Source organism: Aquisalimonas lutea, from assembly GCF_030409225.1.
Taxonomy (GTDB): domain Bacteria; phylum Pseudomonadota; class Gammaproteobacteria; order Nitrococcales; family Aquisalimonadaceae; genus Aquisalimonas; species Aquisalimonas lutea.
In genome coordinates this window covers 602,792-628,421 of sequence record NZ_JAUFPK010000004.1, presented here as the reverse complement: position 1 = coordinate 628,421, position 25,630 = coordinate 602,792, and the positions used below count along the sequence as shown (strand labels likewise).

22 protein-coding genes are annotated in these 25,630 nt (G+C 68.3%); 5 read left to right on the top strand and 17 right to left on the bottom strand.

Annotation, left to right across the window (positions count from 1 at the left end; all coding sequences use genetic code 11):
* Positions 1-6: 6 nt before the first annotated feature.
* The 15 genes from QWY84_RS14015 to QWY84_RS13945 all read right to left on the bottom strand — a co-directional run bounded on the left by QWY84_RS14015 (position 7) and on the right by QWY84_RS13945 (position 17,701).
* The gene (locus QWY84_RS14015) at positions 7-798 is read right to left on the bottom strand and encodes an enoyl-CoA hydratase/isomerase family protein (protein ID WP_290203363.1); all 792 of its coding nucleotides are present in this window, start codon (positions 796-798) and stop codon (positions 7-9) included.
* A 15-nt stretch (positions 799-813) separates the two neighbouring features.
* Entirely contained in the window at positions 814-2,421 is a 1,608-nt protein-coding gene (locus QWY84_RS14010) for a carboxyl transferase domain-containing protein (RefSeq protein WP_290203361.1), read from the bottom strand.
* Positions 2,422-2,442: 21 nt separating this feature from the next.
* Entirely contained in the window at positions 2,443-3,609 is a 1,167-nt protein-coding gene (locus tag QWY84_RS14005; RefSeq protein WP_290203359.1) for an isovaleryl-CoA dehydrogenase, read from the bottom strand.
* A gap of 91 nt (positions 3,610-3,700) precedes the next feature.
* The gene (locus QWY84_RS14000) at positions 3,701-4,117 is read right to left on the bottom strand and encodes a MerR family transcriptional regulator (protein ID WP_290203357.1); all 417 of its coding nucleotides are present in this window, start codon (positions 4,115-4,117) and stop codon (positions 3,701-3,703) included.
* Positions 4,118-4,178: 61 nt separating this feature from the next.
* Positions 4,179-5,012, bottom strand: a complete 834-nt coding sequence (locus QWY84_RS13995) for an ABC transporter ATP-binding protein (protein WP_290203356.1) — start codon at positions 5,010-5,012, stop codon at positions 4,179-4,181.
* Between the two features lie 71 nt (positions 5,013-5,083).
* Positions 5,084-6,334 carry an ABC transporter substrate-binding protein gene (locus QWY84_RS13990; protein WP_290203354.1) on the bottom strand — a complete coding sequence of 417 codons (1,251 nt, stop codon included), beginning with the start codon at positions 6,332-6,334 and terminating at the stop codon, positions 5,084-5,086.
* A 38-nt stretch (positions 6,335-6,372) separates the two neighbouring features.
* Positions 6,373-7,446, bottom strand: coding sequence for a branched-chain amino acid ABC transporter permease (locus tag QWY84_RS13985; protein ID WP_290203352.1), 1,074 nt, complete (start codon positions 7,444-7,446; stop codon positions 6,373-6,375).
* Positions 7,447-7,451: 5 nt separating this feature from the next.
* Positions 7,452-8,339 (bottom strand): branched-chain amino acid ABC transporter permease, encoded by an 888-nt coding sequence (locus tag QWY84_RS13980; protein WP_290203350.1) that lies wholly within the window; start codon positions 8,337-8,339, stop codon positions 7,452-7,454.
* Between the two features lie 3 nt (positions 8,340-8,342).
* Entirely contained in the window at positions 8,343-10,310 is a 1,968-nt protein-coding gene (locus QWY84_RS13975) for an AMP-dependent synthetase/ligase (RefSeq protein ID WP_290203348.1), read from the bottom strand.
* Positions 10,300-11,103 (bottom strand): ABC transporter ATP-binding protein, encoded by an 804-nt coding sequence (locus QWY84_RS13970; protein WP_290203346.1) that lies wholly within the window; start codon positions 11,101-11,103, stop codon positions 10,300-10,302. Before QWY84_RS13970 ends, QWY84_RS13975 begins: the two co-directional genes overlap by 11 nt.
* Before the next feature lie 187 nt (positions 11,104-11,290).
* A complete protein-coding gene (locus tag QWY84_RS13965) occupies positions 11,291-12,193 on the bottom strand; it encodes a DMT family transporter (RefSeq protein WP_290203344.1) in 903 nt (300 codons plus the stop codon).
* An 89-nt stretch (positions 12,194-12,282) separates the two neighbouring features.
* On the bottom strand, positions 12,283-13,269 hold the full coding sequence (locus QWY84_RS13960; protein ID WP_290203343.1) for a metallophosphoesterase family protein: 987 nt from the start codon (positions 13,267-13,269) through the stop codon (positions 12,283-12,285).
* A complete protein-coding gene (locus QWY84_RS13955; protein WP_290203341.1) occupies positions 13,266-14,669 on the bottom strand; it encodes an SLC5/6 family protein in 1,404 nt (467 codons plus the stop codon). The genes QWY84_RS13960 and QWY84_RS13955 overlap by 4 nt, the downstream gene beginning before the upstream one ends.
* A gap of 155 nt (positions 14,670-14,824) precedes the next feature.
* The gene (locus tag QWY84_RS13950; RefSeq protein WP_290203340.1) at positions 14,825-16,387 is read right to left on the bottom strand and encodes a class I adenylate-forming enzyme family protein; all 1,563 of its coding nucleotides are present in this window, start codon (positions 16,385-16,387) and stop codon (positions 14,825-14,827) included.
* Positions 16,388-16,462: 75 nt separating this feature from the next.
* Entirely contained in the window at positions 16,463-17,701 is a 1,239-nt protein-coding gene (locus tag QWY84_RS13945) for a GGDEF domain-containing protein (protein ID WP_290203339.1), read from the bottom strand.
* Between the two features lie 123 nt (positions 17,702-17,824).
* On the opposite strand from QWY84_RS13945, the gene QWY84_RS13940 reads away from it, so the two are divergent.
* The gene (locus QWY84_RS13940; protein ID WP_290203338.1) at positions 17,825-18,379 is read left to right on the top strand and encodes a histidine phosphatase family protein; all 555 of its coding nucleotides are present in this window, start codon (positions 17,825-17,827) and stop codon (positions 18,377-18,379) included.
* 8 nt (positions 18,380-18,387) lie between these two features.
* On the opposite strand, the gene QWY84_RS13935 is transcribed toward QWY84_RS13940, so the two are convergent.
* Together QWY84_RS13935 and QWY84_RS13930 are read right to left on the bottom strand one after the other, a co-directional pair.
* Positions 18,388-19,590: an ABC transporter substrate-binding protein gene (locus QWY84_RS13935; protein WP_290203337.1), complete on the bottom strand. Its 1,203-nt coding sequence runs from the start codon at positions 19,588-19,590 to the stop codon at positions 18,388-18,390.
* A gap of 104 nt (positions 19,591-19,694) precedes the next feature.
* Entirely contained in the window at positions 19,695-21,149 is a 1,455-nt protein-coding gene (locus tag QWY84_RS13930) for an HDOD domain-containing protein (protein ID WP_290203336.1), read from the bottom strand.
* A 241-nt stretch (positions 21,150-21,390) separates the two neighbouring features.
* Between QWY84_RS13930 and motA the strand changes: the two genes are divergently transcribed.
* The 4 genes from motA to hemN all read left to right on the top strand — a co-directional run bounded on the left by motA (position 21,391) and on the right by hemN (position 25,517).
* The gene (motA, locus tag QWY84_RS13925; protein ID WP_290203334.1) at positions 21,391-22,242 is read left to right on the top strand and encodes a flagellar motor stator protein MotA; all 852 of its coding nucleotides are present in this window, start codon (positions 21,391-21,393) and stop codon (positions 22,240-22,242) included.
* A gap of 21 nt (positions 22,243-22,263) precedes the next feature.
* Positions 22,264-23,142: a flagellar motor protein MotB gene (motB, locus tag QWY84_RS13920; protein WP_290203333.1), complete on the top strand. Its 879-nt coding sequence runs from the start codon at positions 22,264-22,266 to the stop codon at positions 23,140-23,142.
* Positions 23,143-23,213: 71 nt separating this feature from the next.
* Entirely contained in the window at positions 23,214-24,056 is an 843-nt protein-coding gene (locus QWY84_RS13915; RefSeq protein ID WP_290203331.1) for a 6-carboxytetrahydropterin synthase, read from the top strand.
* Between the two features lie 72 nt (positions 24,057-24,128).
* On the top strand, positions 24,129-25,517 hold the full coding sequence (gene hemN / locus QWY84_RS13910; protein WP_290203330.1) for an oxygen-independent coproporphyrinogen III oxidase: 1,389 nt from the start codon (positions 24,129-24,131) through the stop codon (positions 25,515-25,517).
* Positions 25,518-25,630: the final 113 nt, after the last annotated feature.

Sequence of the window (25,630 nt, the reverse complement as noted above, 5' to 3'; positions counted from 1 at the left end):
CCGTGGTCAGCCCTCCAGCCAGGACGGTTTACGTTTCTCCAGGAACGCGCTGATGCCTTCCTGTCCTTCCGCGCCCACGCGGATTGCGGCGATACGCCGGGCCGTGTCGCGGATCATGGTGTCGTCCACGGGGGCGCGGCCCACTGCCCGGGCGAGGTCCTTGGAGGCGGCCATGGCCTCGGGGCCGTTGCCGCGCATCTGCCGCAGGAACTCGTGGATGCGCTCGTCCAGGCCCTCCGCCGGGACGTGCTCGTGGATCAGCCCCACGCGCCTGGCCTCGGCGGCGTCGAAGCGCTCCGCCGTCACGAAGTATCGGCGCGCCTGCTGCTCGCCCATGGCCTTGACCACGTACGGCGAGATGGCCGCCGGGATGAGGCCGAGCTTGACCTCGGAGAGACAGAAGGTCGCCGCATCCGCCGCCACGGCGATATCGCAGCACGCCACCAGGCCCACGCCGCCGCCGAAAGCGGCGCCGTGGACCCGGGCAATGGTGGGCTTGGCCAGGCCGTCCAGCGTCTCCATGAGCTCGGCCAGGGCCAGGGCGTCGGCCTCGTTCTGCTCCCGGGTGTAGCCGGCCATGCGCCGCATCCAGTTGAGGTCCGCGCCCGCCGAGAAGCTCTTGCCCCGGCCCGCGAGGACGACCACGCGAACGCCGTCGTCCGCCGCCAGGTCCCGCAGAATGCCGGTGAGCTCGGCGATCAGGGTGTCATCGAAGGCGTTGTGCCGGTCGGGCCGGTTCATGGTGACCGTGGCCACGCCGGCGTCATGCTCCACGACGATGGCTGCCTCGTCCTGCATTGCTGTCGGCCTCCGTTACATGCGGAACACGCCGAAGCGCGTGGGCCGCGCCGGCGCGTTGAAGCTGGTGGATAGGCCCAGGCCGAGCACCATGCGCGTGTCCGCCGGGTCGATGACGCCGTCGTCCCACAGCCGCGCGGTGGCGTAGTAGGGGTGCCCCTGGTGCTCGTACTGCTCGCGGATGGGCTGCTTGAACGCCTCCTCGTCCTCGGCGCTCCAGCTCTCGCCCTTGCGCTCGAAGCCGTCGCGGCGCACCTGGGCCATGACGTTGGCGGCCTGGTCGCCGCCCATTACCGAGATGCGCGCGTTGGGCCACATCCACAGGAACCGCGGCGAGTAGGCGCGCCCGCACATGCCGTAGTTGCCCGCGCCGAAGCTGCCGCCGATGATCACGGTGAACTTGGGCACGCTGGTGGAGGCCACCGCGGTGACCAGCTTGGCGCCGTCCTTGGCGATGCCGCCGGCCTCGTACTTGCTGCCCACCATGAAGCCGGTGATGTTCTGCAGGAACACCAGCGGGATGCCCCGCTGGCTGCACAGCTCGACGAAGTGTGCGCCCTTGAGGGCGGACTCCGAGAACAGCACGCCGTTGTTGGCGATGATGCCCACCGGGTAGCCGAAGATGCGCGCGAAGCCGCAGACCAGGGTGGTGCCGTAGAGCTGCTTGAACTCCTCGAACTCCGAGCCGTCCACCACCCGCGCGATGACCTCGCGGACGTCGAAGGGCTTGCGCAGGTCCGTGGGAATGGCGCCGTGGAGCTCGTCCGGGTCGTGCAGGGGCGGGCGCGGCTCGCGTACGTCCAGGTCCACCTGCTTGCCGCCGTTGAGGTGATCCACGCTCTGGCGCACGATGCCCAGCGCGTGGGCGTCGTTGAGCGCGTAGTGATCCGTGACCCCGGACACCCGCGAATGCACGTCGGCGCCGCCCAGCTCCTCGGCGGTGACCACCTCGCCGGTGGCCGCCTTCACCAGCGGCGGGCCGCCCAGGAAGATGGTGCCCTGTTCCTTGACGATGATGCTCTCGTCGGACATGGCGGGCACATACGCACCCCCGGCCGTGCACGAGCCCATGACCACCGCCACCTGCGGGATGCCCTGGGCCGACAGGTTGGCCTGGTTGTAGAAGATGCGGCCGAAATGGTCCCGGTCCGGGAAGACCTTGTCCTGGTTGGGCAGGTTGGCGCCGCCGGAGTCCACCAGGTAGATGCAGGGCAGGTGGTTCTCCGCGGCGATCTCCTGGGCCCGCAGGTGCTTCTTTACGGTCTCCGGGTAGTAGGTGCCGCCCTTCACCGTGGCGTCGTTGGCCACGATCATGCACTCGCGCCCGCTCACCCGGCCGATGCCCGTGATGATGCCCGCCGACGGCACCTCGTCGTCGTACATGCCGGTGGCGGCGAGCTGCGAGAGCTCGAGAAAGGGCGAGCCCACGTCCAGCAGCACGCGGATGCGGTCCCGGGGCAGCAGCTTGCCGCGGTCGGTGTGGCGCTTCTGCGCCGCCGGACCTCCGCCTTCCTTGGCGGTGGCGACGCGCTCGCGCAGGTCCGCCACCAGACTGCCCATGGCCTCGCGGTTGGCCCGGAACTCCTCGGAGCGCGGGTCGATTCGGGTCTTCAGCACCGTCATTGCAGGCTTTCCTGTACCGTCCTATTGCGTCTGTTCGAACAGCTCGCGGCCGATGAGCATGCGCCGCACCTCGGAGGTGCCCGCGCCGATCTCGTAGAGCTTGGCATCGCGCAGCAGCCGGCCGGTGGGGTACTCGTTGATATAGCCGTTGCCGCCCAGGGCCTGGATCGCCTCCAGCGCCACCTGGGTCGCCTTCTCGGCGGCGTAGAGAATGGCGCCGGCGGCGTCCTTGCGGGCGGTCTCGCCGCGGTCGCAGGCCGCGCCCACGGCATAGACGTAGGCGCGGCAGGCGTTGAGCGTGGTGTACATGTCGGCGAGCTTGCCCTGCATGAGCTGGAAGGTACCGATGGGCTCGCCGAACTGCTTGCGCTCGTGGACGTAGGGCACCACCACGTCCAGGCAGGCCTGCATGATGCCCAGTGGCCCCGCCGCCAGGACGGCGCGCTCGTAGTCCAGACCGCTCATGAGCACCCGCGCGCCGCCGCCCTCGCGCCCGATGATGTTTTCTGCGGGCACCTTGCAGTCCTCGAACACCAGCTCGCAGGTGTTGGAGCCGCGCATGCCGAGCTTGTCCAGCTTCTGCGCCGTGGAGAAGCCGGGCATGCCCTTCTCGATGATAAAGGCGGTGATGCCCTTGCTGCCGGCCTCCGGGTCGGTCTTGGCGTAGACCACCAGGGTGTCGGCCTCGGGGCCGTTGGTGATCCACATCTTGTTGCCGTTGAGCACGAAATGATCGCCCTGGCGCTCGGCGCGCAGCTTCATCGACACCACGTCGGAGCCGGCGCCGGGCTCGGACATGGCCAGCGCGCCCACGTTCTCGCCGGAGACGAGTTTCGGCAGGTACTTCCGGCGCTGCTCCTCGGTGCCGTTGAGGCGGATCTGGTTGACGCACAGGTTCGAGTGGGCGCCGTAGGACAGCCCGACGGAGGCGGACGCCCGGGAGATCTCCTCCATGGCGATCATGTGTGCGAGATAGCCCATGCCCGCGCCGCCGTAGGTATCCTCGACGGTGATGCCGAGCAGGCCCATGTCTCCGAGCTTGGGCCACAGGTCGGCGGGAAACTCATTGGCCTCGTCGATCTCGGCGGCGCGCGGTGCGATCTCGCGCGCGGCGAAGCCCGCCACGGAGTCGCGCAGCATGTCCAGCTCTTCGCCGAGGCCGAAATTGAGGGTCGGTATCTGTACCATGGATCTCTCCCCAGCCGGTCGCTGTTGTGCGGGGCGGACGAGCCGGCGCTGCGGTTCGTCCCGATGAATGTTGCTGTCGTGCGCGGGCCGGCTAGCCCGCGCCGTCGGTGTTCTGGCGGCTCAGCAGCTCCTGGCAGCGGGCGTACGACTGCTCCAGCTCCGCGAGCGCATCATCGATGTCCCGGCGCTGCTGCTGCAGCTGTTCGCGTTTCTCGTCCAGTACGCCCAGGTAGTACTGCAGCTGGCGTGATTCGCCGTGCGCCTGGTCGTAGAGCACGAAGGTCTCGCGGATCTCGCCGAGGGTGAAGCCCAGGCGCTTGCCCCGGAGGATGAGCTTGAGCCGGGCGCGGTCGCGGCGGCGGTAGAGCCGTCGCCGGCCCTCGCGGATGGGTGCGAGCAGCCCCTGGTCCTCGTAGTAGCGGATGGTCCGCGTAGTAATGTCGAACTCGCGGGCGAGCTCCCCGATGCTGAACATCGGTGCGCTATCGACCTGACGAACGGCTTCCATGATCAACCCAGCCCTGTATCGCAAAGTTCCCTTTACGTAAACGTTAGCATTCCTTCTCCGGTCAGGCGAGCCAGCGCTTGCGCCGCCGGTAATGCTTGACGTTGTGGTAGTCCACCTTGCCGCTGCCGCCCAGGTAGAACTCCTGGACGTCCGGATTGCTGCGCAGTACTTCCGCCTCGCCGCTCATGACGATGTGGCCGTTCTCCACCAGGTAGGCGTGATCGGCGATCTCCAGCGCCGCCGCCGCGTTCTGCTCCACCAGCAGCACGCTCATGCCCTCGTTGGCGTTGATCGCCTTGATGATCTCGAAGATCTCCTCGACGAGCACGGGGGCGAGGCCGAGACTGGGCTCGTCGAGCATGATCAGCCGCGGCTCGGTCATCAGCGCGCGGCCGATGGCCAGCATCTGCTGCTCGCCGCCGGAGAGATAGCCGGCCTTGGTCCGCGACCGTTCCCGCAGGCGCGGGAAGTAGTCGAATACCTGGTCGCGCAGCTGCTGGTACCGCCTGCGATCGCCCTTGAGCGAGAAGGCGGCCAGGAGATTGTCCTCCGGCGTGAGATGCCCGAAGATCCGGCGGCCCTCCAGCACGTGCACCAGGCCGCGGTCCACCCGCGCCGACGCGCCCAGCGGCAGCAGGTTCTCGCCCATGAAATGGACGTCGCCCCGGGTGACCTCGCCGCGCTCCGGCGCGAGAAGGCCGCTGACGGTCTTCAGCGTCGTGCTCTTGCCGGCGCCGTTGCCGCCGAGCAGGGCGACCATCTGGCCCTCGCCGACCTCCAGGGAGACCCCCTTGATGGCGAGAAAGACGTTGTCGTAGACCACTTCCACATTGCTCAGGGTCAGTACCGGCTCGGTGGCCGGCGCGCTCGCGCCCTGTGCTGCCTGCGCTTCCATGGATGCGCTCCCGTTACCTGCCGAAAGGGCCCACCGGCCGCCCCCTGGCGGCCGGTGGGCGTGCGGTCGCCTTAGTTGCCCTCGCGAAACCCGGCGGCGCTTTCCTCGATTTCCTCCCAGACGATGTCCTGGTAGGCGGCGAACCAGTCGGTCACCGGCTCCCATTCCTCGCCGTTCCACTCGCTGACGCGGCCGTAGCCGCCGCCCTGGTGGTCCTCCTCGGAGAACGTCAGCGGCGGCATCATGCCCTCGGCGTCATAGTCCTCGATCATGTGGAAACCGTCGCGGAGCTTCTCGCCGGTCAGCGGTGCACCGTACTCCTCCAGCGCCAGGCGCGCGGCCTCGACGGACACCGCCATGGTGGCCACACCGATGTTGTAGTACGTGGTGCCCACGTTCTCGGCATCGCCGGCACCCAGGCCCTCGTCGATGACCTTGTCCTGAATGCGCTGGATGATCGGGTGGTCCGTGCCGGTGGCCACGGCCTCGAAGCGCTTCAGGCCCTCGGCGGCCTGCTCGCCGATCTGGCGGGCGTCGGTCTCCGCCATCCAGACCACGGACAGGATCTGATCCGGGGAGATGCCGTTGCGGATCGCCGTCTGCACCGACACCGGCTGGCCGCCGCCGGCGCCCCAGATGGTCACGAAGTCCGGACGGAACCGGCGTACTTCCGACCAGGTGGAGGACTGCTCGTTACCCGGGCTCGGGTAGGCGAAGGTCTCCAGCTCGAAGCCCTTGCGCTCGGCCAGCTCCTCCAGGATCGGCACCGGCTCGCGGCCGAAGGGCGAGTCGATGTAGACGTGGGCGATGCGCTTGCCCTCGAGCCCGCCCTCGTGCTCCTCGATGTAGTTGGCCAGCACCGCGGCCTGGGACCAGTAGGTGGCCATCATCGGGAAGACGTAGGGGAAGGTCTCGCCGTCGCTGGCGTCACCCCGGCCGTGCAGCGGCGTGATCAGCACCACCTCGTCCTCCAGCACGCGCGGGACGACTGCCCGGGAGACCGGCGTGCTCAGGAAGTCCATGAGCACGGCGCCTTCCTCGCGCGCCCGGTTGTACGCCTCCAGGCCCCGCTGCGGCTCGTTGCCGTGGTCCCGGACGATGGCCTCGAAGGTGTGGCCGTCGATGCCGCCTTCCTGGTTGATCAGCGTCAGGTAGTCCTGCTGGCCCTGGTTGTACTCATTCGTGAGGAACGTGTAGACCGCCGTAAAGTCCTGCAGCAGGCCGAAGGTGATGGTGTCGTCCTCCTGCGCCTGCACTGCGCCGGTGGTGGCGAGTGCCGCCGTGGCAACTGCACCGGTAAGGCCCTTGATGAACCGTTTCATGGTGTCTCCTCCTAGGTCGTTGTTGTCTTCCCGCCGGGTCAGCTCCGGGAGTGCCGGAACGGCCAGACCAGGAAGTAGTTCCTGATGTTGTCGTAGATCTTCGCGAGCCCCAGTGGCTCGAACAGCAGGAAGCCGATGATCAGTGCGCCGTACGCCATCAGCGGGATGTGCGACAGCAGGTTGGTCGATACGTCCAGCAGGCCCTGGTTCGACAGGAAGGCCACGAAGTTGGTCAGGAAGATCGGCGCCAGGAGCACGAAACCGGCTCCCAGGTAGGCGCCGACGACGCTGCCCAGGCCGCCGACGAGCACCATGGCCACCAGCTGGATGGATACGTTGAAGCCGAACTGCTCCGGCGTGACCGCCTGATAGTAGCAGAACGCCAGGATCGCCCCGCTGACGCCGCCCAGGAACGAGCTGGTGAAGAACGCCAGCAGCTTGTACTTGAAGCTGTTCACGCCGATGATCGAGGCCGCGTAGTCCTTGTCGCGCACGGCCACCAGGGCGCGGCCGAAGCTGGTGCGCTTGATGTTGAGCACGAACACCGTGACGATCACCGTCCACAGCAGCGCCCCGTAGTACAGGGAGATGTCGCTCTCCAGGGGCACGAACAGGAAGCGCACGTCGGGGGTCTGCAGCGTTGCCTGGGCGCCGCCGGAGATGGCCGGCACGTTGATGATGACCCAGTCCACCAGGTACTGCATGGCCAGCGTGGCCATGACCAGGTACAGCCCCTTGACCCGCAGCGCGGCGGCACCGAATACGCAGCCGATCACCGCCGTAGTGAGCCCGGCGCCGATGAGCGCGATCTCGAACGGCCAGCCGGCGCGCACGATGTGGATGCTGGTGTAGGCGCCGATGGCCATGACGGCGGCGAAGCCGAAATGCAGCTGCCCGGCGACGCCCATGAGCAGCGTCAGCGAGAGGGCGGCGGCGGTCCACACCAGCCAGGGCAGGGCGTAGCTGCTCAGGTACAGGTCCGACAGGATCAACGGGCCCAGTAGTGCCAGCGCCAGCAGGCCCCAGACGATGCGCCGGTCGGCGGGGATGGGCCAGAGCTGTCGTGCCGACTGGTAGCGCGTGTGGTGTACGCCGGAGAGACGATAGAACATGGCGGTCAGACCCTCTCGATGTCTTCACGGCCGAAGATGCCGTGCGGCCGGACAAGTATGGTTAGCAGGATCACCAGGGAGGTGACCACGTTCCGGGTGCCGCCGCCGACGATGGGGTCCAGGACGCCGGGGATGACACTGCCGAGGATGCCGACGATGAGCCCGCCCACGAGCACGCCCCAGATGCTGTCCAGGCCGCCGAGGATGACCACGGCGATGGCCGGGAACAGCAGCGACGACAGCGTCCAGTCGACGCCCTGTACCGAGCCCCAGAGCACGCCGGCCGCCACCGCCGAGATGCCGGCCAGGCCCCAGGAGATGCCGATGGCGCGCTCCACGGAGATGCCCACGGACCAGCTGGAGATGTGGTCGTCGGAGACCGCGCGCAGCTTGGTGCCCAGGTGCGTGCGGAAAAACAGCAGCGACAGCCCGATGAGCACCAGGGCGACGATGGCGCCCACCAGGTAGGCACGGTTGATGAAGATGTCGCCGACGATCAGCGGCGCGAGCCCGATGCCGAGCTCCAGGGACTTGGGCGAGGAGCCGAGGACGCCCGGCGCCAGCCCACGCAGGAAGATCTCCAGGCCCAGGGTCAGCATGACGATCATGATGATCGGCTGCCCGACCATGCGGCGCAGCAGAACGCGCTCGGCGAGCAGCCCGAACAGGAACATGGCGACCACGGACAGCGCGATGGAGACGTACAGCGGGATGCCCATCATGGTCGTGAACATCCAGGCCAGGTAGGCGGCCAGCATCACCATGGCCCCCTGGGCGAGGTTGGGCACGCCCGCCGACTTGTAGATGAGCACGATGCCCAGGGCCACCAGGCTGTACATCAGCCCCGTCAGGGCGCCGTTGATCAGCAGCTCCAGGAAGTATGTGAACGTCATGCCTTAGTTCTCCTCGGCGCGGGGCAGGTGACGTATCGCCAGATGGCGCCGCAGCACGCCGGTATCGCCCGTCTCGTAGGTGATCTGCGCCTCGTACTCGATGTCCGTGCTGCCGTCGTAGAGCGCCTCGATGATGGGCGCGTAGTGCTTGTCGATGACATTGCGCCGCAGCTTGCGGGTACGGGTGACCTCGCCGTCGTCCGGGTCGAACTCCTTGTGCAGGTTGACGAAGCAGCGGATCTGCAGGGCGTCCGGCAGCTTGGTGTTGACGTGGCGCACCACGCCCTGGATGAGCTCGTAGACCTCGGGCTTCTGGGACAGGTCCGCGTACGAGGTGTAGGGCACGCCGTGCTCCTCCGCCCAGTGACCGACGGCGTCCAGGTCGATGCAGACAATGGCCGCCAGGTGCGGCCGGGCCTCGCCGACGATGCAGACATCCTTGATGTACTGGCTGAACTTCAGGTGGTTTTCCACGTAGGTGGGGATGAAACGCTCCCCGCCGGCGGTGTAGACCACCTCGGAGACGCGCCCGAGGACCACGATCTGGCCGTCGTCCTCGAGGTAGCCGGCGTCGCCGGTATGCAGCCAGCCGTCGCGCAGGGATTCCGCCGTCGCGTCGGGGCGCTTGTAGTAGCCGTCGAAGACGTTGTCGCCGCGCACGAGGATCTCGCCCTCGGCGTTGATGTCCACCTCGATCCCCGGGAACGGCTTGCCCACCGTGTGCAGCTTCAGGCTGTCCGGGTCCTGGGCCGCACACAGGGCGCAGTTCTCCGTCTGGCCGTAGAACTGGCGCAGGTTCAGGCCCAGGGCGCGGAAGAACAGGAAGACCTCCTCGCCGATGGCCTCGCCGGCGGTGTAGGGCCGCTCTACCCGGCCCAGGCCGAGCTGGTCCTTGATGGGGCCGTAGACCAGGATCTCGCCCAGGGCGCGCCAGAAGCGCTCGCCGGCCCCCGGCTGCCGGCCGTTGAGGCGCCGGCGCTCCAGCTCCACCGCGAACGGCATGAAGTGGTTGTACAGCCGGCGCTTCAGCCCCGTGGACTCGTCGATGCCGACCTGGATGCGGGTGAGCATGTTCGACCAGGCCCGGGGCGAGCTGAAGTACACCGTCGGCGCGATCTCCCGCAGGTCGTGCAGGGCCGTCTCCTGGCGCTCGGGGATGTTCACCGAGAACTGCAGCGCGATGCCGGCACCGATGGAGAAGATGAAGTCGCCCACCCAGGCCATGGGCAGGTAGGCCATATGCACTTCGCCGGTGTGGAAGTAGCCCGCGGCCGCCGCGTTGCGCACGCCGGCGAGGACGTGGCCGTGCTTGAGGGGAATACCCTTGGGTGCACCGGTGGTGCCCGAGGAGTGCAGGAGCACGGCGACGTCGTGCACCGAGGCCCGCTGCAGGAGATCCCGGCGCAGCCCGGGGGTCGCCTCCAGGCGCTCGCCGCCGCGCTCGCGGATCTCGCGGAACGAGCGCACGCCGGACGGCTCCTTGCCGGCCAGGCCGCGCGGGTCGTCGTAGATGATCCACTCCAGCTCCGGGTAGGTCTCGCGGATCTGCAGCAGCTTGTCCACCTGCTCCTGGTCCTCGGCCAGGGCGAAGCGGATGCCTTCCCGCCGCATCTGGTCGCCCACCTCATCGGGGGTCGTGTCCGGGTAGGCCGGCGACGGCACCGCTCGCAGCGCCACCGCCCCGACCATGCCGAAATACAGCGTGGGCCGGTTGTCGCCGATGACCAGGATGTTGTCCTCCGGGCCGGCGCCCAGCTCCTCCAGGCCGGCCGCGAAGGCCAGGATGGTGTCGAGGTAGTCCTGCCAGGTGTATTCCTGCCAGATCCCCTGGTCCCGCTCCCGCATGGCGACACGGTCGGGATAGTCCCGCGCGTTCGTCGCCAGGAGGCTGATCAGGTGGTCATCCCGCTGCCAGTGCGGATGCAGGGCCTCCGGCGTGTCCTGTGCGGTGGTTGACTGTTCAGGCTGCATCGTTGCTCTTCCCGATATACGCGGCGACCACGGCTGGGTCCTTGATGGCCTCGCGAGCCGTGCCCTCGGCGATCTTCTCGCCGTTGTTGAGAACGGCCACCCGGTCGCAGATGGCGGTGACCACGTCCATGTGGTGCTCGATGAGCAGGATGGTGAGGTTCAGTGCCTCCTGGGCGTCCAGGATGAACCGCACCATGTACTCCTTCTCTTCCTGGTTCATGCCGGCCATGGGCTCGTCGAGGATGAGGAAGCGCGGCTCCGCGGCCAGCGCCCGGGCCAGCTCGACGCGCTTCTGCATGCCCAGGGGCAGCACGTCCACGGACTCGTCGCGTACGCTCTCGAGCTGGAGCAGGTCGATGATCTCTTCCACTTGGGTGCGGTGCCGGACCTCCTCCTTCTGCGCCCACCACCAGTAGAACAGCGAGGCCAGGGCGCTGGGGCGCATGAACGTGTGCCGGCCGAGGAGGATGTTGTCCAGCACGCTCATGCCCTTGAACAGGGCGACATTCTGGAAGGTCCGCGCGATGCCGTTGGCGGCCACCTGGTAGGGGCGCAGATGATTGATGGTGCGGTTCTCGAATACGATCCGGCCTTCCTGCGGCGGATAGAACCCGGTAACGGCGTTGACCAGCGTGGTCTTGCCCGAGCCGTTGGGGCCCACCAGCCCGTAGATCTCGCCCTGGCGGATGCTCACGTCCACCGACTTGAGCGCTTCCAGCCCTCCGAAACGGCGCGTGACCTGCTCGCAGGCGAGGGTGGTGGCCGCAGCCGTGCTCTGCTCCGTTGCGTCCACGGGGTTGGTCCTCTGCGTTCTGTGTTATTGATCGAGCCGCTGTCGCCGCGGCCTCTCCTCCGTTCGGGGCCCTGGGAGGGCCCGGGCAGGTTTACGCTCACGTAAATCTGCATGCTCGAAACATAGATGCCGTTTACGTAAGCGTCAACCATCCGTTGTCGTGCGGTGCGTCACGGACGGGCCCGACTCAGGAGCGGCTCGCCAGGGCGACGCCCACCACTGCGACGCCGATGCCGGCCAGTGCCATGAGCCCGAGGCGCTCGCCGAACAGGATCCACGCTTCCACTGCCGTCACCGGCGGCACCAGGTAGAACAGGCTGGCCACCCGTGACGCCTCGCCCCGGCGGATCAGCGCCATGAGCAGGAGAATGGCGGCCACGGACAGGCCGAAGATGAGCCATGCCAGGGTGAGGATGAAGGGAACCGTCCACTCGATGACCCGGGTCTCGAACAGCAGTGACGCCAGCCCGAGGACCAGGGTCGCCCCGACGAACTGGATGAATGTCCCGGTGGTCAGCGGCATGCCGGTGCAGAACCGCTTCTGGTAGAGCGTGCCCAGGGACAGCCCGAGCAGGGCCGTCACGGCGGCGCCCAGTGCCGGCAGGCCGAAGCCGGTGAACACCCGGGCCGGGTCCTGCAGATCCAGCTGCTCGCCCAGGACCAGGGTGATCCCGGCCAGGCCGAGGACGATGCCGAGCCACTGGTTGCGCGTGATGACCTCGCCCAGCCACGAACGGGCGATACCGGCAGTGACCAGCGGCTGGAGCCCGACGATCAGCGCCGTCACGCCGGCGGGCATGCCCATGCCGATGGCCGAGAAGACGCCGCCCAGGTAGGCGCCGTGCACCAGAATGCCGGCGAAGCCGATGTGCAGCCACAGCGCCAGCCCCTGCGGCCAGCGCTCGCGCATGGCCCGGATGATGGCGTACAGCACCGCCAGCGTGAGCAGGAACCGTACGCTCAGGAAGGTGAACGGTTCCGCGTACGGCAGGCCGAAACGGGCGCCGATGAACCCCGTGCTCCACAGCAGCACGAACAGCACCGGCATCGCCTGTATCCACAGCTCCCGGGTCGAAGCGGACGTCACCACGCGCAATTCCTCTGTCGGCTAGTGTCCTGTAACCCAGGTTCGTTGGATAACGAAGTTGGGTTACAGGACACCATGAGCCCGCGAGTGTATCAGCGGCGGGGCTCGCCGGCCTCGTCCCGGGCAGGACCGAGACGCCGGGCATCGTCCAGGTGGTAGGCCGGTCCCGCGTCCAGCCGCGCCCCGTACGACAGCTCCGCCGCGGAGCCTGCGGGCCAGACCTCCCGGAACCAGGAGCGCCAGTTCGGAGGTACGCATTCGATGGCGACGGCCTGGCAGTACGCCTCGCCCACACGGGTGCCGTAGAGGGCGCCCGCGGGCGCCGGTCGACGGCTGATGCGGGTGAGCACTCCACGGATGTCGTCGCGGAAATTGGGCATGCCCGTGGCGCCGTTGTTGACGACCAGGCGTGGAGCGCCGTCCACGTGGAAGGTCTGTGCATAGGGCAGGCAGGTGTGCGTGCAGGCGAAGACATCCACGCCGGCTTCCCGGAACCACGCTTGCATTTGCGCCGGGGTGTGACCGGGCGGAGGCATGTTCTCCGCCGCCAGGCCCCAGCCGGCCAGGGACTCGGGGTCGCCGTGGATGACGGCGATGCGCGTGCCCGTGACCGCCGCGGTCAGCTGCCGCGGCAGCCGGCCGAGCCCGTCGACGATGTCCGGGTGCTCGCGGCCGGTCGCCTGCAGCCGCTCCATGATGGCGTTGGAGCGGGCCACGGTGGCGCCGTCGACCCATTCCGGATAGGCGCAGCCGCAACCGGTGCCGGTGCCGGGGTCGGCGAGCTCGGCCTCGACATTCCCCTGCAGCGCAGTGTGGCGCAGCACCTCGGTGTTGATGGCGCGGAACGAGGCGCTGTCGGCGTTGAACCAGTTGAAGTCGCCGTTGAAGACCAGCCGCGGCGCGGGCAGGCCCGCGGCCACCTCCCCGGCGGCAAGGGCCTGCACCGCGGCGAGAGCGGCCGTGTTGCCGTACAGGCCGCCGATAACGTAGAGCGTATCGGCGACCACGTCCGCCGGCCGGTTCAACGCTGCCGGTGAGGTCCGGTAGTCCAGGGGGCAGATGCGGCCGGGGCCCGTCATGACGGCGCTCCCCCGTCGCCGGTTGTGGCCGCGCCGCGTGAGCCGAGCGCGAACAGCGCGAACCCGCCGGCGAGGATGGCGACGGTCACCAGCAGGAGCTTGCTGTAGCTGTGCTCCAGCCCGCTGGCGGCGCCGATCCACCCGATGTGCCCGGAATCCTCCAGGAAGTAGATGACGGCGCCGGCGACCGCCAGGACGAATGTGGCAGCAAGGCTCCAGGTGGCGACCGGGCGGCCCCCGAGGATACTGAAGACGATGACGGGGGCCAGGAACAGCGAGGCGGTACCGCTGACCGCGACGGCCGCGAACAGGTCGTCCGTGCCGGCGAATACCAGGGCGAGCCCGCCCAGGCCGGTGACCAGCATCGCGATTCTCCCGCTGCGCGCGGTGCGCTCGCCGAGCCCCATGTCGACGACGGCGAGCTTGGCCGAGCTGGAATACACGGAATCCATGGTCGAGGCCGCTGACACCACCAGGGTGATGGCCAGCAGCAGCGTCGCGGGTGCCCCCAGGAGGCGCTCGATGGCGGGCAGAAAGGCCCCGGTTTCCGGGGCGGCGTAGCCGGCGAAAACGCCCAGAAGGCCGAACGCGAAGATGCACAGCGATGCCAGCCAGAAGGCGTGGAGAAAGCTGCGCCGGGTCGTGATGCGGTCGGCGATGAAGCCGCGGTCGATCATGACCGGGTCATGCAGCGGATAGCTGAGGACCTGCAGCAGGGCCACGACCAGGAGGATCCAGCCCGGATCGTTGAGCACGGGGCTGGATGTCGCGATGGCGGCGACCTCGAACTGCGGATGGACAACCGCGAGCACCAGCAGGGCGCCGAGGGCGGCCGCCAGCAGGCCCAGCTGCAGGGTGTCCGTCCGCAGGGAGGCCCGCAGGCCGCCGGACGCCGAATACAGCAGCGTGGCCAGGGCGACGGCGACAATCGCCGCCGTCCCGGCGCTCGCCCCCGTGCCGGCGAAGACGATACCGACCACCAGGAGGTTCGCGAAGACTTCGCTGAGCAGGCGGAGCCCGATGAGGAGGTTGTAGCACCATGTCCCCGTCCGGCCGAAGTGCTGCCGGAGAAACGCCTGGACGCTGTCGACGCCGTGGTGATAACGCAGCCGGTCGACCACCATCCAGCCGGTGAGGAACGAGCCGTAGTACGCCGTGTACGCGAGCACGCCGGCGATGCCGTAGAAGTAGCCCAGGATGCCCGCGTTCAGCAGGGATCGGGCAAAGATCCAGGTGGTGACCTGCGACAGGGTGAGGGTCAGCACGCCCGGTGCGATCCCGGTGTCGGACCAGCCGCGGAAGAAGCCGTCCGCCGTGCGGACCCGGGGGGAGAGGGCGAAGCTGGCCGCGGCCAGGGCGACGAGAACAGCGATCAGTAGTGGTAGGTTCAGGTTGGTCACGTCATTTCCTTGTGGTGCGCGAGCCTGTGCCAGAACCGAACTCTAGGGGCGGCTCGCGGAACGCGGCCATACGTGTTTCTACGAAATGGGGGCGACAACCCGCGTCCCCGCGCGCCGGGGCGGAGGTCGTAGTTTACGGCGGTCGCGGGAAGCGTTCAGGGCGTGCCGGATGGTGTATACGCCTCGCGGAGATCACGCTTGAGCACCTTGCCGATGGCCGAGCGCGGCAGCTCGTCGTGGAAGCGGACATCCGCCAGCCGCTGGGTCTTGCCCAGCTGCTCGTTGGTCCATGTCCGCAGCGCTTCCGCATCGATGTCCGCGCCCGGCACGGGCACCACGAAGGCGACCGGCGTCTCGCCCCAGCGCGTCGAGGGGACGCCGACCACGGAGCAGTCGCTGACGGCGTCGTGCTCGCGCAGCACTGCCTCGATGTCCGCCGGGTAGATGTTGAACCCGCCGGAGATGATCATGTCCTTCTTGCGGTCGATGATCACGAGAAAGCCGTCGTCATCGAAGCGACCGATATCCCCGGTGCGGATGAACCGCCGCCCGTCCGGCGCGTACCACTCCGTCTCGGCGGTCTTGTCCGGCTGGTTGTGGTAGCCCAGCATCATCCCCGCGGAATGGCCCACCACTTCGCCGGCTTCGCCGGGGCCGACCTCGTTGCCGTCGTCGTCGATGAGCCGGATGTCGTGGCCTTCCGCCGGCCGGCCCACCGTGTGCAGCTTGTCCGGGTGGCGATGGGCCAGCAGGCTGCAGACGCCGCCGCCCTCGGTCATGCCGTAGTTGTCGATCAGGCGGCCGGGCCAGCGGCGCAGGACCTCCGCCTTGAGCTCGGCCCGGAACGGAGCGCTCGTGCACAGCTTGCACTGGAACGACGACAGGTCGTATTGGTCGAACGCCGGGTCGTCCATGAGCCGCTGGTACTGCACGGGCACGAGAATGGTATGGGTGGCCCGGTGATGGGCGGCGAGCTCCAGGTAGCGCCGGGTATCGAATTTCGCCATCAGCACCAGGGTCCCGCCCAGGGCGATGGTCTGGAAGAACGTGACCAGGGTCGTGTTCGAGTACAGCGGCGTGGCCACAAGGGCGACGCTGTCCGGCCCGATGCCGTACTCCTCGGACAGCCCGCGCCGGACGTGCCCCCAGCGCAGGCGATGGGGCTGGACGATGCCCTTGGGCGTGCCCGTGGTCCCGGAGGAGTAGATGATGTTGAACGGCCCGTCCGGGTCGATGGTGACCGGCTCGGGGCGGGTGCCCGCCGGCGTGAGCCAGTCCGCCAGGGGAAGGCCGGCGTCACTGCCGTCCAGGGTAACCAGGTGCGCGGGCAGGCGTTCCGAGACCGGCGCCAGCGCCGCGGCATTGTCGGCGTCCACGAACAGGTGCCGTGCGCCGGCATCGGTCATCATGTCCGCGAGGCTCGCCGGCGTAGCGGACGGGGCCAGGGGCGCCGGGACGACGCCCGCCCGCAGCGCGCCCAGGAAGACCGCGGCATAGGCGGTGGAGGTCGCGGCGCAGATGCTGATGACATCTCCGGGTGCCAGGCCGTCGCGCTGCAGCGCCGCCGCGACCCGGTCCATGGCGTGATCCAGCTCGCCGTAGGTCACCACGGTGTCGTCCTGGCACAACGCGGTCGCCTCCGGGCGCTCGCCGCCGTGAATGCGGATGAGCTCGGGGACGCTCATGAAGGGTTGCTGGGCGAGGGTGGCTGCGTCCACGGCGGTTCTCCAGGTCAGGTCTCGGGATACAGGACGGTAGACAAGCTTTCCCTGTCTGTCCAATCCGCGCAAAGCCTAACGCGAGGAAGCTTCGGGTTGCGTCGTTTCCGGGTAGGGATCGACGGTGACCACGCGGTTGCGGCCGCTTGCCTTGCCTCGGTAGAGCGCTGCGTCCGCCCGTTCGATCAGGTCCCGTATGCCTGTGTCATCGGGGCGCAGCTCCGTTACGCCGATCGTGACCGTGATGTGGACATCGGGCAACTCGGGGATGGGAATGTAGCTTTCGGTGTCGGCGCGCAGCCGTTCCATGACCCCGATGGCCTCTGCCAGTCCGGTATCCGGCAGGATGATGATGAACTCCTCGCCGCCGAGGCGTCCGGCGATGTCCAGGCCCCGCAGCAGGATCGTCCATTCCTGGGCAAGGTTCTGTAGCATCTGGTCGCCGACGGTGTGTCCGTAGGTGTCATTGACCGCCTTGAAGTGATCCAGGTCGACCACCGCCAGGGAGAGCGGGGTGTCCTGGCGCCGGGCTCGCGCAAGCTCCCGGTCGAAGAGCTCTTCGTAGCCGCGGCGGTTGCTCAGGCCGGTGAGCGGGTCCGTGCTGGCCCGGTGCTCCAGTTGCTTTTCCAGTGCCTGGCGGCGGGCAATCTCCTGGCGAAGGGTGGCGTTCGTGTGTTCCGCCTCGGTTATGAGCGCAAACTGGGTGCGGCGCAGGGCCTGGAGGCGGTAGGCGATGACAAAGCCGGTCACCGCGGGCAGCAGAAGAATAATGCACAGGGCGACGAGCTGGGCCGCGCCTGCCGGCGCCACGGCGGCGACACTGATCAGTGTGCCGACGATGGTATAGCCGGTTACGAGAGTGCTCCACGACAGCAGGTTCGGCACCAGTAGGTAGATGCCGACAATGACGATCAGCGTTGTACCGACGCTGTAGGCTGTGGCCTCGGGGCGGAGGAAGTAGATCAGGAAAAAGCCCGTCATGCCCACGATCTCCAGTACGGAGATCGCGGCAAAGTTGTGTGTCAGAGTCGGGCGCAGGATTGTTGCCACGGCATAACCGCCAACCAGCGCTGCCGTTCCCACGCGCATGGCGAGGAGGCCGTAGAAGGCGGCAGAGCTGCCCAGAGTAATGTAGTCGGGAACGGCGAATACCAGCAGCAGTCCGGCCCAGACAGCCAGCGCCACGCACAGGTGGCGTCGCGTCGCCGGGGCGACCTGAACCTGGAATGCCCGCTCGGAGTCCGCATCGACGAATGTCGCGAATAGCGGATGAATGCGGTACCGATTGGACGAGGCTCGTGGGGCGTTGGTCATGGCGGCTTCCGGCGGCCGGGTCGTCGAACGGGGCGCGTGCGGTGGCCAGCATCAGCTGACAGGGCCCGTGCAGAGTCGTACGCTATTTCGTCCGCAGCGGGTGTGACGAGGTCCCCGGTTTCGATGGCGCGAATCTATCTGGTACGGCATGGACGGGCCGCCGCGGCCTGGAACGAGGCACCGGATCCGCCGCTGGATGCCGCGGGGCGTGCCCAGGCGGCGGCGATGGCGGCGCACATCGATGAGCGCCTCGGCCGGCCGGCGGCGCTATGGACCAGCCCGTTGCTGCGGGCGCGGGAGACAGCGGCTCCCCTGGCCGAGCGCTGGGGCGTACCCGTGCAGACCGTGCCCGAGGTCGCCGAGCTGCCGTCCCCGGGGCTCGCCCTGGACGAGCGGGGGGCCTGGCTGCGGGAGCTCTTCGCGGGCCGCTGGAGCGATACCCCCGCGTTCGTGCAGGACTGGCGGCGATGTGCGGTGGACGCACTCGCGTGCTGCCGTGAAGATACCGTGGTGGTCACCCACGCCGTGCTGGTCAACGCGGTGGTCGCCGCCGTGACCGGCGATGAGCGAGTCCTGGTCTTCCGGCCGGACTATTGCTCGGTGACGGTGCTCGCGCGGCGGGCCGGCCGCATGGTCCTGCAGGAGCAGGGGGCGGAAGCGGCGACCCGCGTTCTCTGAGCAGGACACTAGCGGTCCAGGTAACCGCAGGGATTGTCCTCCAGGGGCCGGAAGCTCTCCTCCGGCGAGATCGTCCCCAGGATCTCGTAGTAGTCCCCGGGGGCGCTGGAGTCCTGCGGCGCCTTCACCCGCGCCAGGTGCATGTCGATCATCAGGCGCCCGTCGGCGCGGATCCGGGCGCCGTCACCGTAGACGTCATCCACGGGCATGGACCGCATCTGCTCCATGACGGCCTCGGCCTCGTCGGTTCCCGCCGCCTCGATGGCTTCCAGATAATGCGTGACGGCGGAGTACACGGCGGCGCTGAACTGGCTGCCGAAAAAGCCGGAGCGCTCGCGGAAGCGCTCCGCCCAGGCGCGTGTTTCGTCGTTCAGGTTCCAGTACCAGCCGGTTGTCAGGCGCAGGCCGCCGGCGACGTAGAGGCCCAGCTCCTGGGGCAGGACTTCCGTGGTCATGAGCCCGGCGAGGATCTGGTCCTGGTCGGGGATGCCCAGCTCGTAGGCGGTACGGATGGCGCGGGCGGTATCCTCGCCGGCGTTGGCCAGCGCGATCACGTCCGCCCCCGAGGCGGCCGCCTCCAGCAGGACGCCGCTGAAATCCTCCGCCTGGAACGGGTGCCGGGCCGAGCCGAGGACGGTTCCTCCCCGGCTTTCGATGACTGCGGTGGAGTCCGCCTGGAGGCTCTCCCCGAAGGCGTAATCCGCGGTGACGAAATACCAGGTGTCGTGGCCTTCCTCGAGCAGGGCCGCGGTGGTGCCGGCGGACAGGCCGTAGGTATCGAACATCCAGTGCACGCCCAGGGGCGAGCAGTGCTCGCCGGTGAGACGGGAGCTCACGGAGCCGGTATGCAGGGCGATGATGCCGTTCTCCCGGGCGTAGTGCTGCATGGGCACGGCGGTGTTGGTTCCGACCATGTCCAGGAACACGTCCACGTTGTGCTCTTCGTGGAGCTCGCGGGCATGCGCCATGGCGCGTTCCGCGTCCAGCTGGTGGTCGCGGACATGCAGGACGATCTCGTTGCCCCGGACCGTCTCGCCGAAATCGCGGATGGCCATGTCCGCGGCGATCTCCGCGCCTTCGCCGACTTCGCGGTAGGCGCCGCTCATGTCGGACACGAGGCCGATGCGCACCTCGCCGTCCGAGACCTGGGCGTGGGCGGGCAGGACGGTGACGAGACCGAGTCCGAGGACGGCAGCGGTAAGATATTTCATGTCTCTCCTCCCTGATCGACGTTGTTGTTGTGCATGCAGGAGGAGTATTGCACGAAAACCGTCTCCAACGGGAGACAGTCCTGTTGATTGTCCCGGCTGCCGTGTCAGAGTGCTGCCCAGGCCTGCTCCAGCACGCCGGCCGCCTCGTCGAAGCCGCGCCGCGCCCGGGCATCCAGCCGGCACTCGGGGGCGTGGCGGTCCGCGAACAGCAGGGCGAGGGCGTCGTGCCGGCCGTGGACCGTGCGCACGAGATACTCCTGGGCGTCGAACAGCGGGCCGCCGGCCTCCCGCAGGTGCTGGCGCACCGGGTCCGGCTCGCCGGCCTGCAGGAGCCGCGCCGGCGAGCCGGGTGGCAGCACCGATCGCAGCCAGGGGGCATCCACCCGCAGACGCGTGGTCAGCAGGGACGGGTCGGTATCGGCTCCCAGTGCCAGGTAGGGCGCGAGCATATCACCGTCCTGGTTCATCAGCAGGATGACGGTCCGGTCCATGCCCAGACCGTGGTGAAGTGCCCGCGCGGCCAGGGTGAGAACCGGGGCGCTGGCGTCCAGGCGGTCGTGCCGCAGCTCCAGCTCGCGGCGGATGCGCTCCAGCTCGTGCTGCTGGAGCTCGTCCATCAGTCGCCGGAATACCGGCAACCGGGGCGCGAGACAGGCGCCCCGGGGAACGGCGGGAGCGACCGGCGGCGCCTCGGAGCGCCCCAGCGGGAACCACGAAGGCGGCGGATCCAGGGCGTACTCCGCGAGAACGCGCTCGGCGATCGCCGGTATCGTCTCCGCCGCGGTTTCCGTGTCGCTTCCGAGATAGTTCGCCAGTGCCTGGATCAGGCCCTTCATGCGGGGCGTGAACCAGCCCCCACGGCCGATGCAGCGTAGTTCCATGGCGAGCCGGATGCCGAGCGTCCGCCGCGAGGCGAGATTCTCGGGCAGCAGGTACTCCAGCGCCAGCGTGGGGAGGTGCCAGGCCGCATTGAGGGCTGTCGCGAGTTCATCGGTAAAGAAGCCGGCAACGATGTACTCCGCCTCCGCGGCCGGAAGTCCCGTGCGTTCCGCGAGCTCGTCCACGGACTGCATCAGCTCCTGGCCCTGCGGGCTGGCCCGAAGCGCCAGGGACGCCGAGTGGCGCGCCATGGCGGCGGCACTGATCTCCGCCGGCAGGACATCCTTGCGCAGCTCGGCCCAGTGCGCGGCCTGGCGGGCGACAAAGCAGGCGCTCGCCAGGGTCTGCAGGTAGGGGCCCTGCGCCGCCGGCGCCAGGTGCTCGTCCACCGTCGGGTAGTCCAGCCCGAGCTCCAGGGTGCGTGCCATCCCGAGCATGAGGAGCGCCTGGTCCGCCGTGGTGATCCGGGCCTCCAGGTGGCGGTGATGGTGGCTGTTCGCCGCCCGCATGACGTTCAGCGCCAGCGCCGGGTCGCGTTCCAGGAAGGGGTGCAGGTCACGCACGCCGAGGTCGTCGCCGTCCGGGCCGGCCAGCCGCTCCAGGGCGACCGCCGAGGAGTGGAGGATCGGCAGGTGCGACGGTGCGAGGTGATCCAGCCAGTCTTCCAGCCGTTGTGCCATGGAGATCCCCTGTGCGGTCCATTCGCCTTCTTTTCCGGAATTGTGAACCACGTACGCCCTTGAGTTTGCGAACTGGTTGGCCGTTACGCGCTCGCACCGGCGCTAGCATGGGCCCCGAACAGAAATTCAAGGGTTGAGTTTCGGCCGCAGCGGCCGATCACCTCCCCTGACATCGGGAACGCTGCCGGTGCGCACGTCGGCCCACGTGCACACCGGCACGCCAGACGCGCGGGAGCGGAGCATGCTGATCATTTTGGGTGCGGTCATCGTCGTGTTCTCCGTGCTGACGGGCTACACGCTGCACGGCGGGCATCTGGCGATCCTCTGGCAGCCATACGAGATCATCATCATCGGCGGCGCCGCCTTCGGCGGCTTCCTGATCTCGAATCCGGGCAAGGTGATCAAGCAGGTAGGCAAGACCGTTCCGAGCCTGTTCAAGGGCACCGTCTACAGCAAGGCCATCTATATGGAATTGCTGGCGATGCTCTACGAGCTCTTCTACAAGGCCCAGCGCGAGGGTCTGCTGGCCATTGAGTCCGACGTGGACGACCCCGACAACAGCGAGCTGTTCCAGAAGTACCCCAAGGTCATGGCGCAGCACGAGGCCATGACCTTTCTCACCGACTACCTGCGGCTGATGGTCGGCGGCAGCATGAACCCCCACGAGCTGGAGAACCTCATGGACCTGGAGCTGGAGACCCTGCACCAGGAGGAGGAGATGCCGGCGACGGCGCTGAACAATGTCGCCGATGCCATGCCGGGGTTCGGCATCATCGCGGCCCTGCTCGGCATCACGGTGGCCATGGGCGTGATCGACGGTCCCGTGGCGCACATCGGCGAGCTGGTGGCCGCCGCCCTCGTGGGGACATTCCTCGGCATTCTCGCCGGGTATGCGTTCATCGGGCCCATGGCCACGGCCATGGAGCATCGCGCCCGCGAGCGCGCCAAGTTCCTGGAGATCATCAAGGTCACCATCATGGCCATTCTCAACGGCTACAAGCCCGTGCTGGCGGTGGAGTTCGGCCGCAAGGTCATGTACGAGAACGAGCGCCCGAGCTTCCAGGAGCTCGAGGACCACGTGAAGGGCAAATGACCCCGGGGTTGGAGCGCCGCCATGGATGACAAGACCCAGCCGATTGTCATCAAGCGCGTCAAGAAGGTGGCGGGCGGTCACCACGGCGGCTCGTGGAAGGTAGCCTTTGCCGACTTCATGACCGCGCTGTTCGCCATGTTCCTGATCCTGTGGATCGTTACGGCCATGGACGAGGAGCAGCGCGCCGGCGTCGCCGGGTACTTCCGGGATCCCACCAACTTCAGCCAGGAGGACAACACGCCCGGCAACAACATCATCGACCTGGAAGGCGGCAGCCAGACGCCGCTGGACATGGGGGACTCCCCGGCCGAGCCCACCGAAGAGCAGATCATGGAGGAGGCGGAACGGCGGCAGCGGGCGCGGATGGAATCCCTGCAGCAGGACCTGGAGGAGGCCATCGAGCGCAGCCAGGCGCTGGAGCCGTTCAAGGACCAGCTGCTGCTGGATATCACGCCGGAAGGCCTGCGCATCCAGCTGGTGGACCGGCGCAACCGGCCCATGTTCGATCTGGGCAGCGATGATCTGCGCAACTACGCGGAGTCCATCCTCATGGAGCTGGCGGACGTCATCAACGAGGTGCCGAACAAGATCAGCATTACCGGTCATACGGACTCCGTCGCCTTCACCGACCCGGAGACCTACGACAACTGGGAGCTCTCGGCGGATCGCGCCAACAGCGCCCGCCGCGCTCTCATGCGCGGGGGCATCAATGTCGACCGGATCGCCCAGGTAACGGGGCTCGCGGATACCGTCCTGTTCGACAAGGACAACCCGCAGAATCCGATCAACCGCCGCATCAGCATCGTGGTGCTGAACCCCGACGCGGAGGCGGCCATCGCCGAGCGCCAGGACGCCCGGCAGTTCACGCCCGCCGGGGATGGGGCCGACAACGGCGATTGAGCCGGGCACGGCGACAGCAACCCGGTCACTGCGGTAGACTCCGGGCCCGGCATACGGCGTTGGGCGCAACCATGGCCTGTCTTTTTCTCGAGCAGCTGACGGTAATCGACTCCTCCCGCCTGGATCCCGTCCACGGCCTGGTCGGGGAGAGCTGGATCGTGGACGTGGAGCTCACCGGCAGCCTGGACGAGCAGGGCATGGTGTTCGACTTCGGCGACGTCAAGCGCCGTCTCAAGGACGCCGTCGATGCCAGCGTGGACCATCGCCTGCTGGTGCCGGCGGCGACCACGGAGGTGCAGGAGGAGGACGGCCGGGTGAGCGTACGCTTCGCCAGCGAAGGCGGGGAGATCCGCATGAGCGGGCCTGCCCATACCGTCGTGGCCGTGCCGGGGGAGCGGGTGGATACCGGTGCCGTCCGCGAGCTGCTGCACAGCCAGTTGCGGCCGCTGCTGCCGGACAATGTCACCGACCTGGGGCTGCGGCTGCATCGCGAGTCCATCGACGGCGCGTGGTACGCCTACAGCCACGGGCTGCGCACCCATGACGGGGCGTGCCAGCGTATCGCCCACGGCCACCGGTCCCGGATCGAAGTCTATCGTAACGGCCACCGGGCGCCCGACTGGGAAGGATACTGGGCGCAACGGTGGCGCAATGTCTACCTGGGCAGCCGCGCCGACCTGCAGCAAACGCACCAGCGCGGCGGCGTCACCTATTACCGCTTCGGCTACACCGCGCGGGAGGGGGTGTTCACCCTGGAGCTGCCGGCGGCCTCCTGTGAGCTCCTGGACGCCGAGAGCACCGTGGAGCAGATCGCCGCGCACCTGGTGACTGCCATGAAGCGCCAGGAGCCGGATGCCCGCTTCAGTGTCAGGGCCTTCGAGGGCGTCGGCAAAGGGGCCCGTGCCGCCGCTTGACCTGGGTCAACGCCCGTCCTGGCGGTTGCGCTACCGTGGACGCGTTCAGGCAAGGGATCCGGACAGGCAGCCATGGTCAACGCCCGCTTCGATCGGCCGCTGTACGAGAAGTACGACGTGCCCGGGCCGCGGTACACGTCGTATCCCCCCGCGCCCCATTTCCATGCCGGCTTCGATGCGGCCGCCTACGCGGCGGTGGCGCGGGAGAGCAACGGCGACCCGGTGCCGCGGCCCCTGTCGCTGTACGTGCACATTCCCTTCTGCCACAGCCTCTGCTACTACTGCGCCTGCAACAAGATCATCACGCGGCACCCCGAGAAGGCCGAGATCTACCTGCACTACCTGGAGCGGGAGCTGGCCCTGCAGGCGGCGCTGTTCGACGGCGACCGGTCCCTGCGGCAGCTGCATCTTGGAGGCGGCACGCCCACCTTCCTCGATGACCGCCAGCTCTGGCGGCTGATGCAGTCCATCGCCCGGTATCTCACCCCGGCTTCGCCGGCGGAGCGGGAGTTCTCCATCGAGATCGATCCGCGGGCCGTCGGCCCGAATACGCTGCCGCTGCTCGGCGAGCTCGGCTTCAATCGCATGAGTGTCGGCGTGCAGGATTTCGACACCCGGGTGCAGCAGGCCGTGAACCGGGTGCAGCCGGCGGAATGGGTCCACCGGGCGGTCGAGCAGGGCCGGGCGGCAGGCATGGCCTCGGTGAGCCTGGACCTCATCTACGGCCTGCCGCACCAGTCCCGCGAGACCTTTGACGCCACCCTCGACCAGGTGCTGGGGATCCGCCCGGAGCGGCTGTCGGTGTACAACTACGCCCATCTGCCGGAGCGGGTGAAGGCGCAGCGCATGATCGACACCGCCGCGCTGCCGTCGCCGGAGGAAAAGCTCGCCATGATCGAGCACACGGTGAACCGGCTCACCGGCGCCGGCTACGTGGCCGTCGGGCTGGACCATTTCGCGCTCCCGGACAGCGATCTGGCGCAGGCCATGGAGCAGGGAACCCTGCAGCGCAATTTCCAGGGCTACTCCACCCACGCGGAATGCGACCTGCTGGCCGTGGGCATGAGCGGCATCGGCATGATCGGGCCCCACTACAGCCAGAACAGCAGCGACCTGCGCGGCTACTACGCCGCTCTGGACGCCGGACGGTTGCCCGTGGTGCGTGGGTGCACCCTGGACTTCGACGACCGGGTGCGCCGCGGCGTGATCGAGCGCATCATGTGCCGGCCCCGGGTGGCGTTCCGCGAAATCGAGCGGCGCTACGGCGTGTGCTTCCGGGACTACTTCGAGGCCGAGCTCGAGGCCCTGGTGCCCCTGCAGGAGGACGGGCTGTTGCGGATCGAGGCGGACGGGATCGTGATCCGGCCTGAGGGGCGGCTGCTGCTGCGCAATATCGCCATGGTCTTCGATCGCTACCTGCACGAGCAGGCCCGGGAGGTGCGTTACTCGCGCACCGTATAGAGTCCTGTAATTCGGTGAACCCGGGTTGCCGGACACGGGCGCGCCGGCGCCCGGGCTCGGCCTCTATGGCGGGACGTCCACCCCGGGTACCATTGGAAAACTGAGCGGTTCGC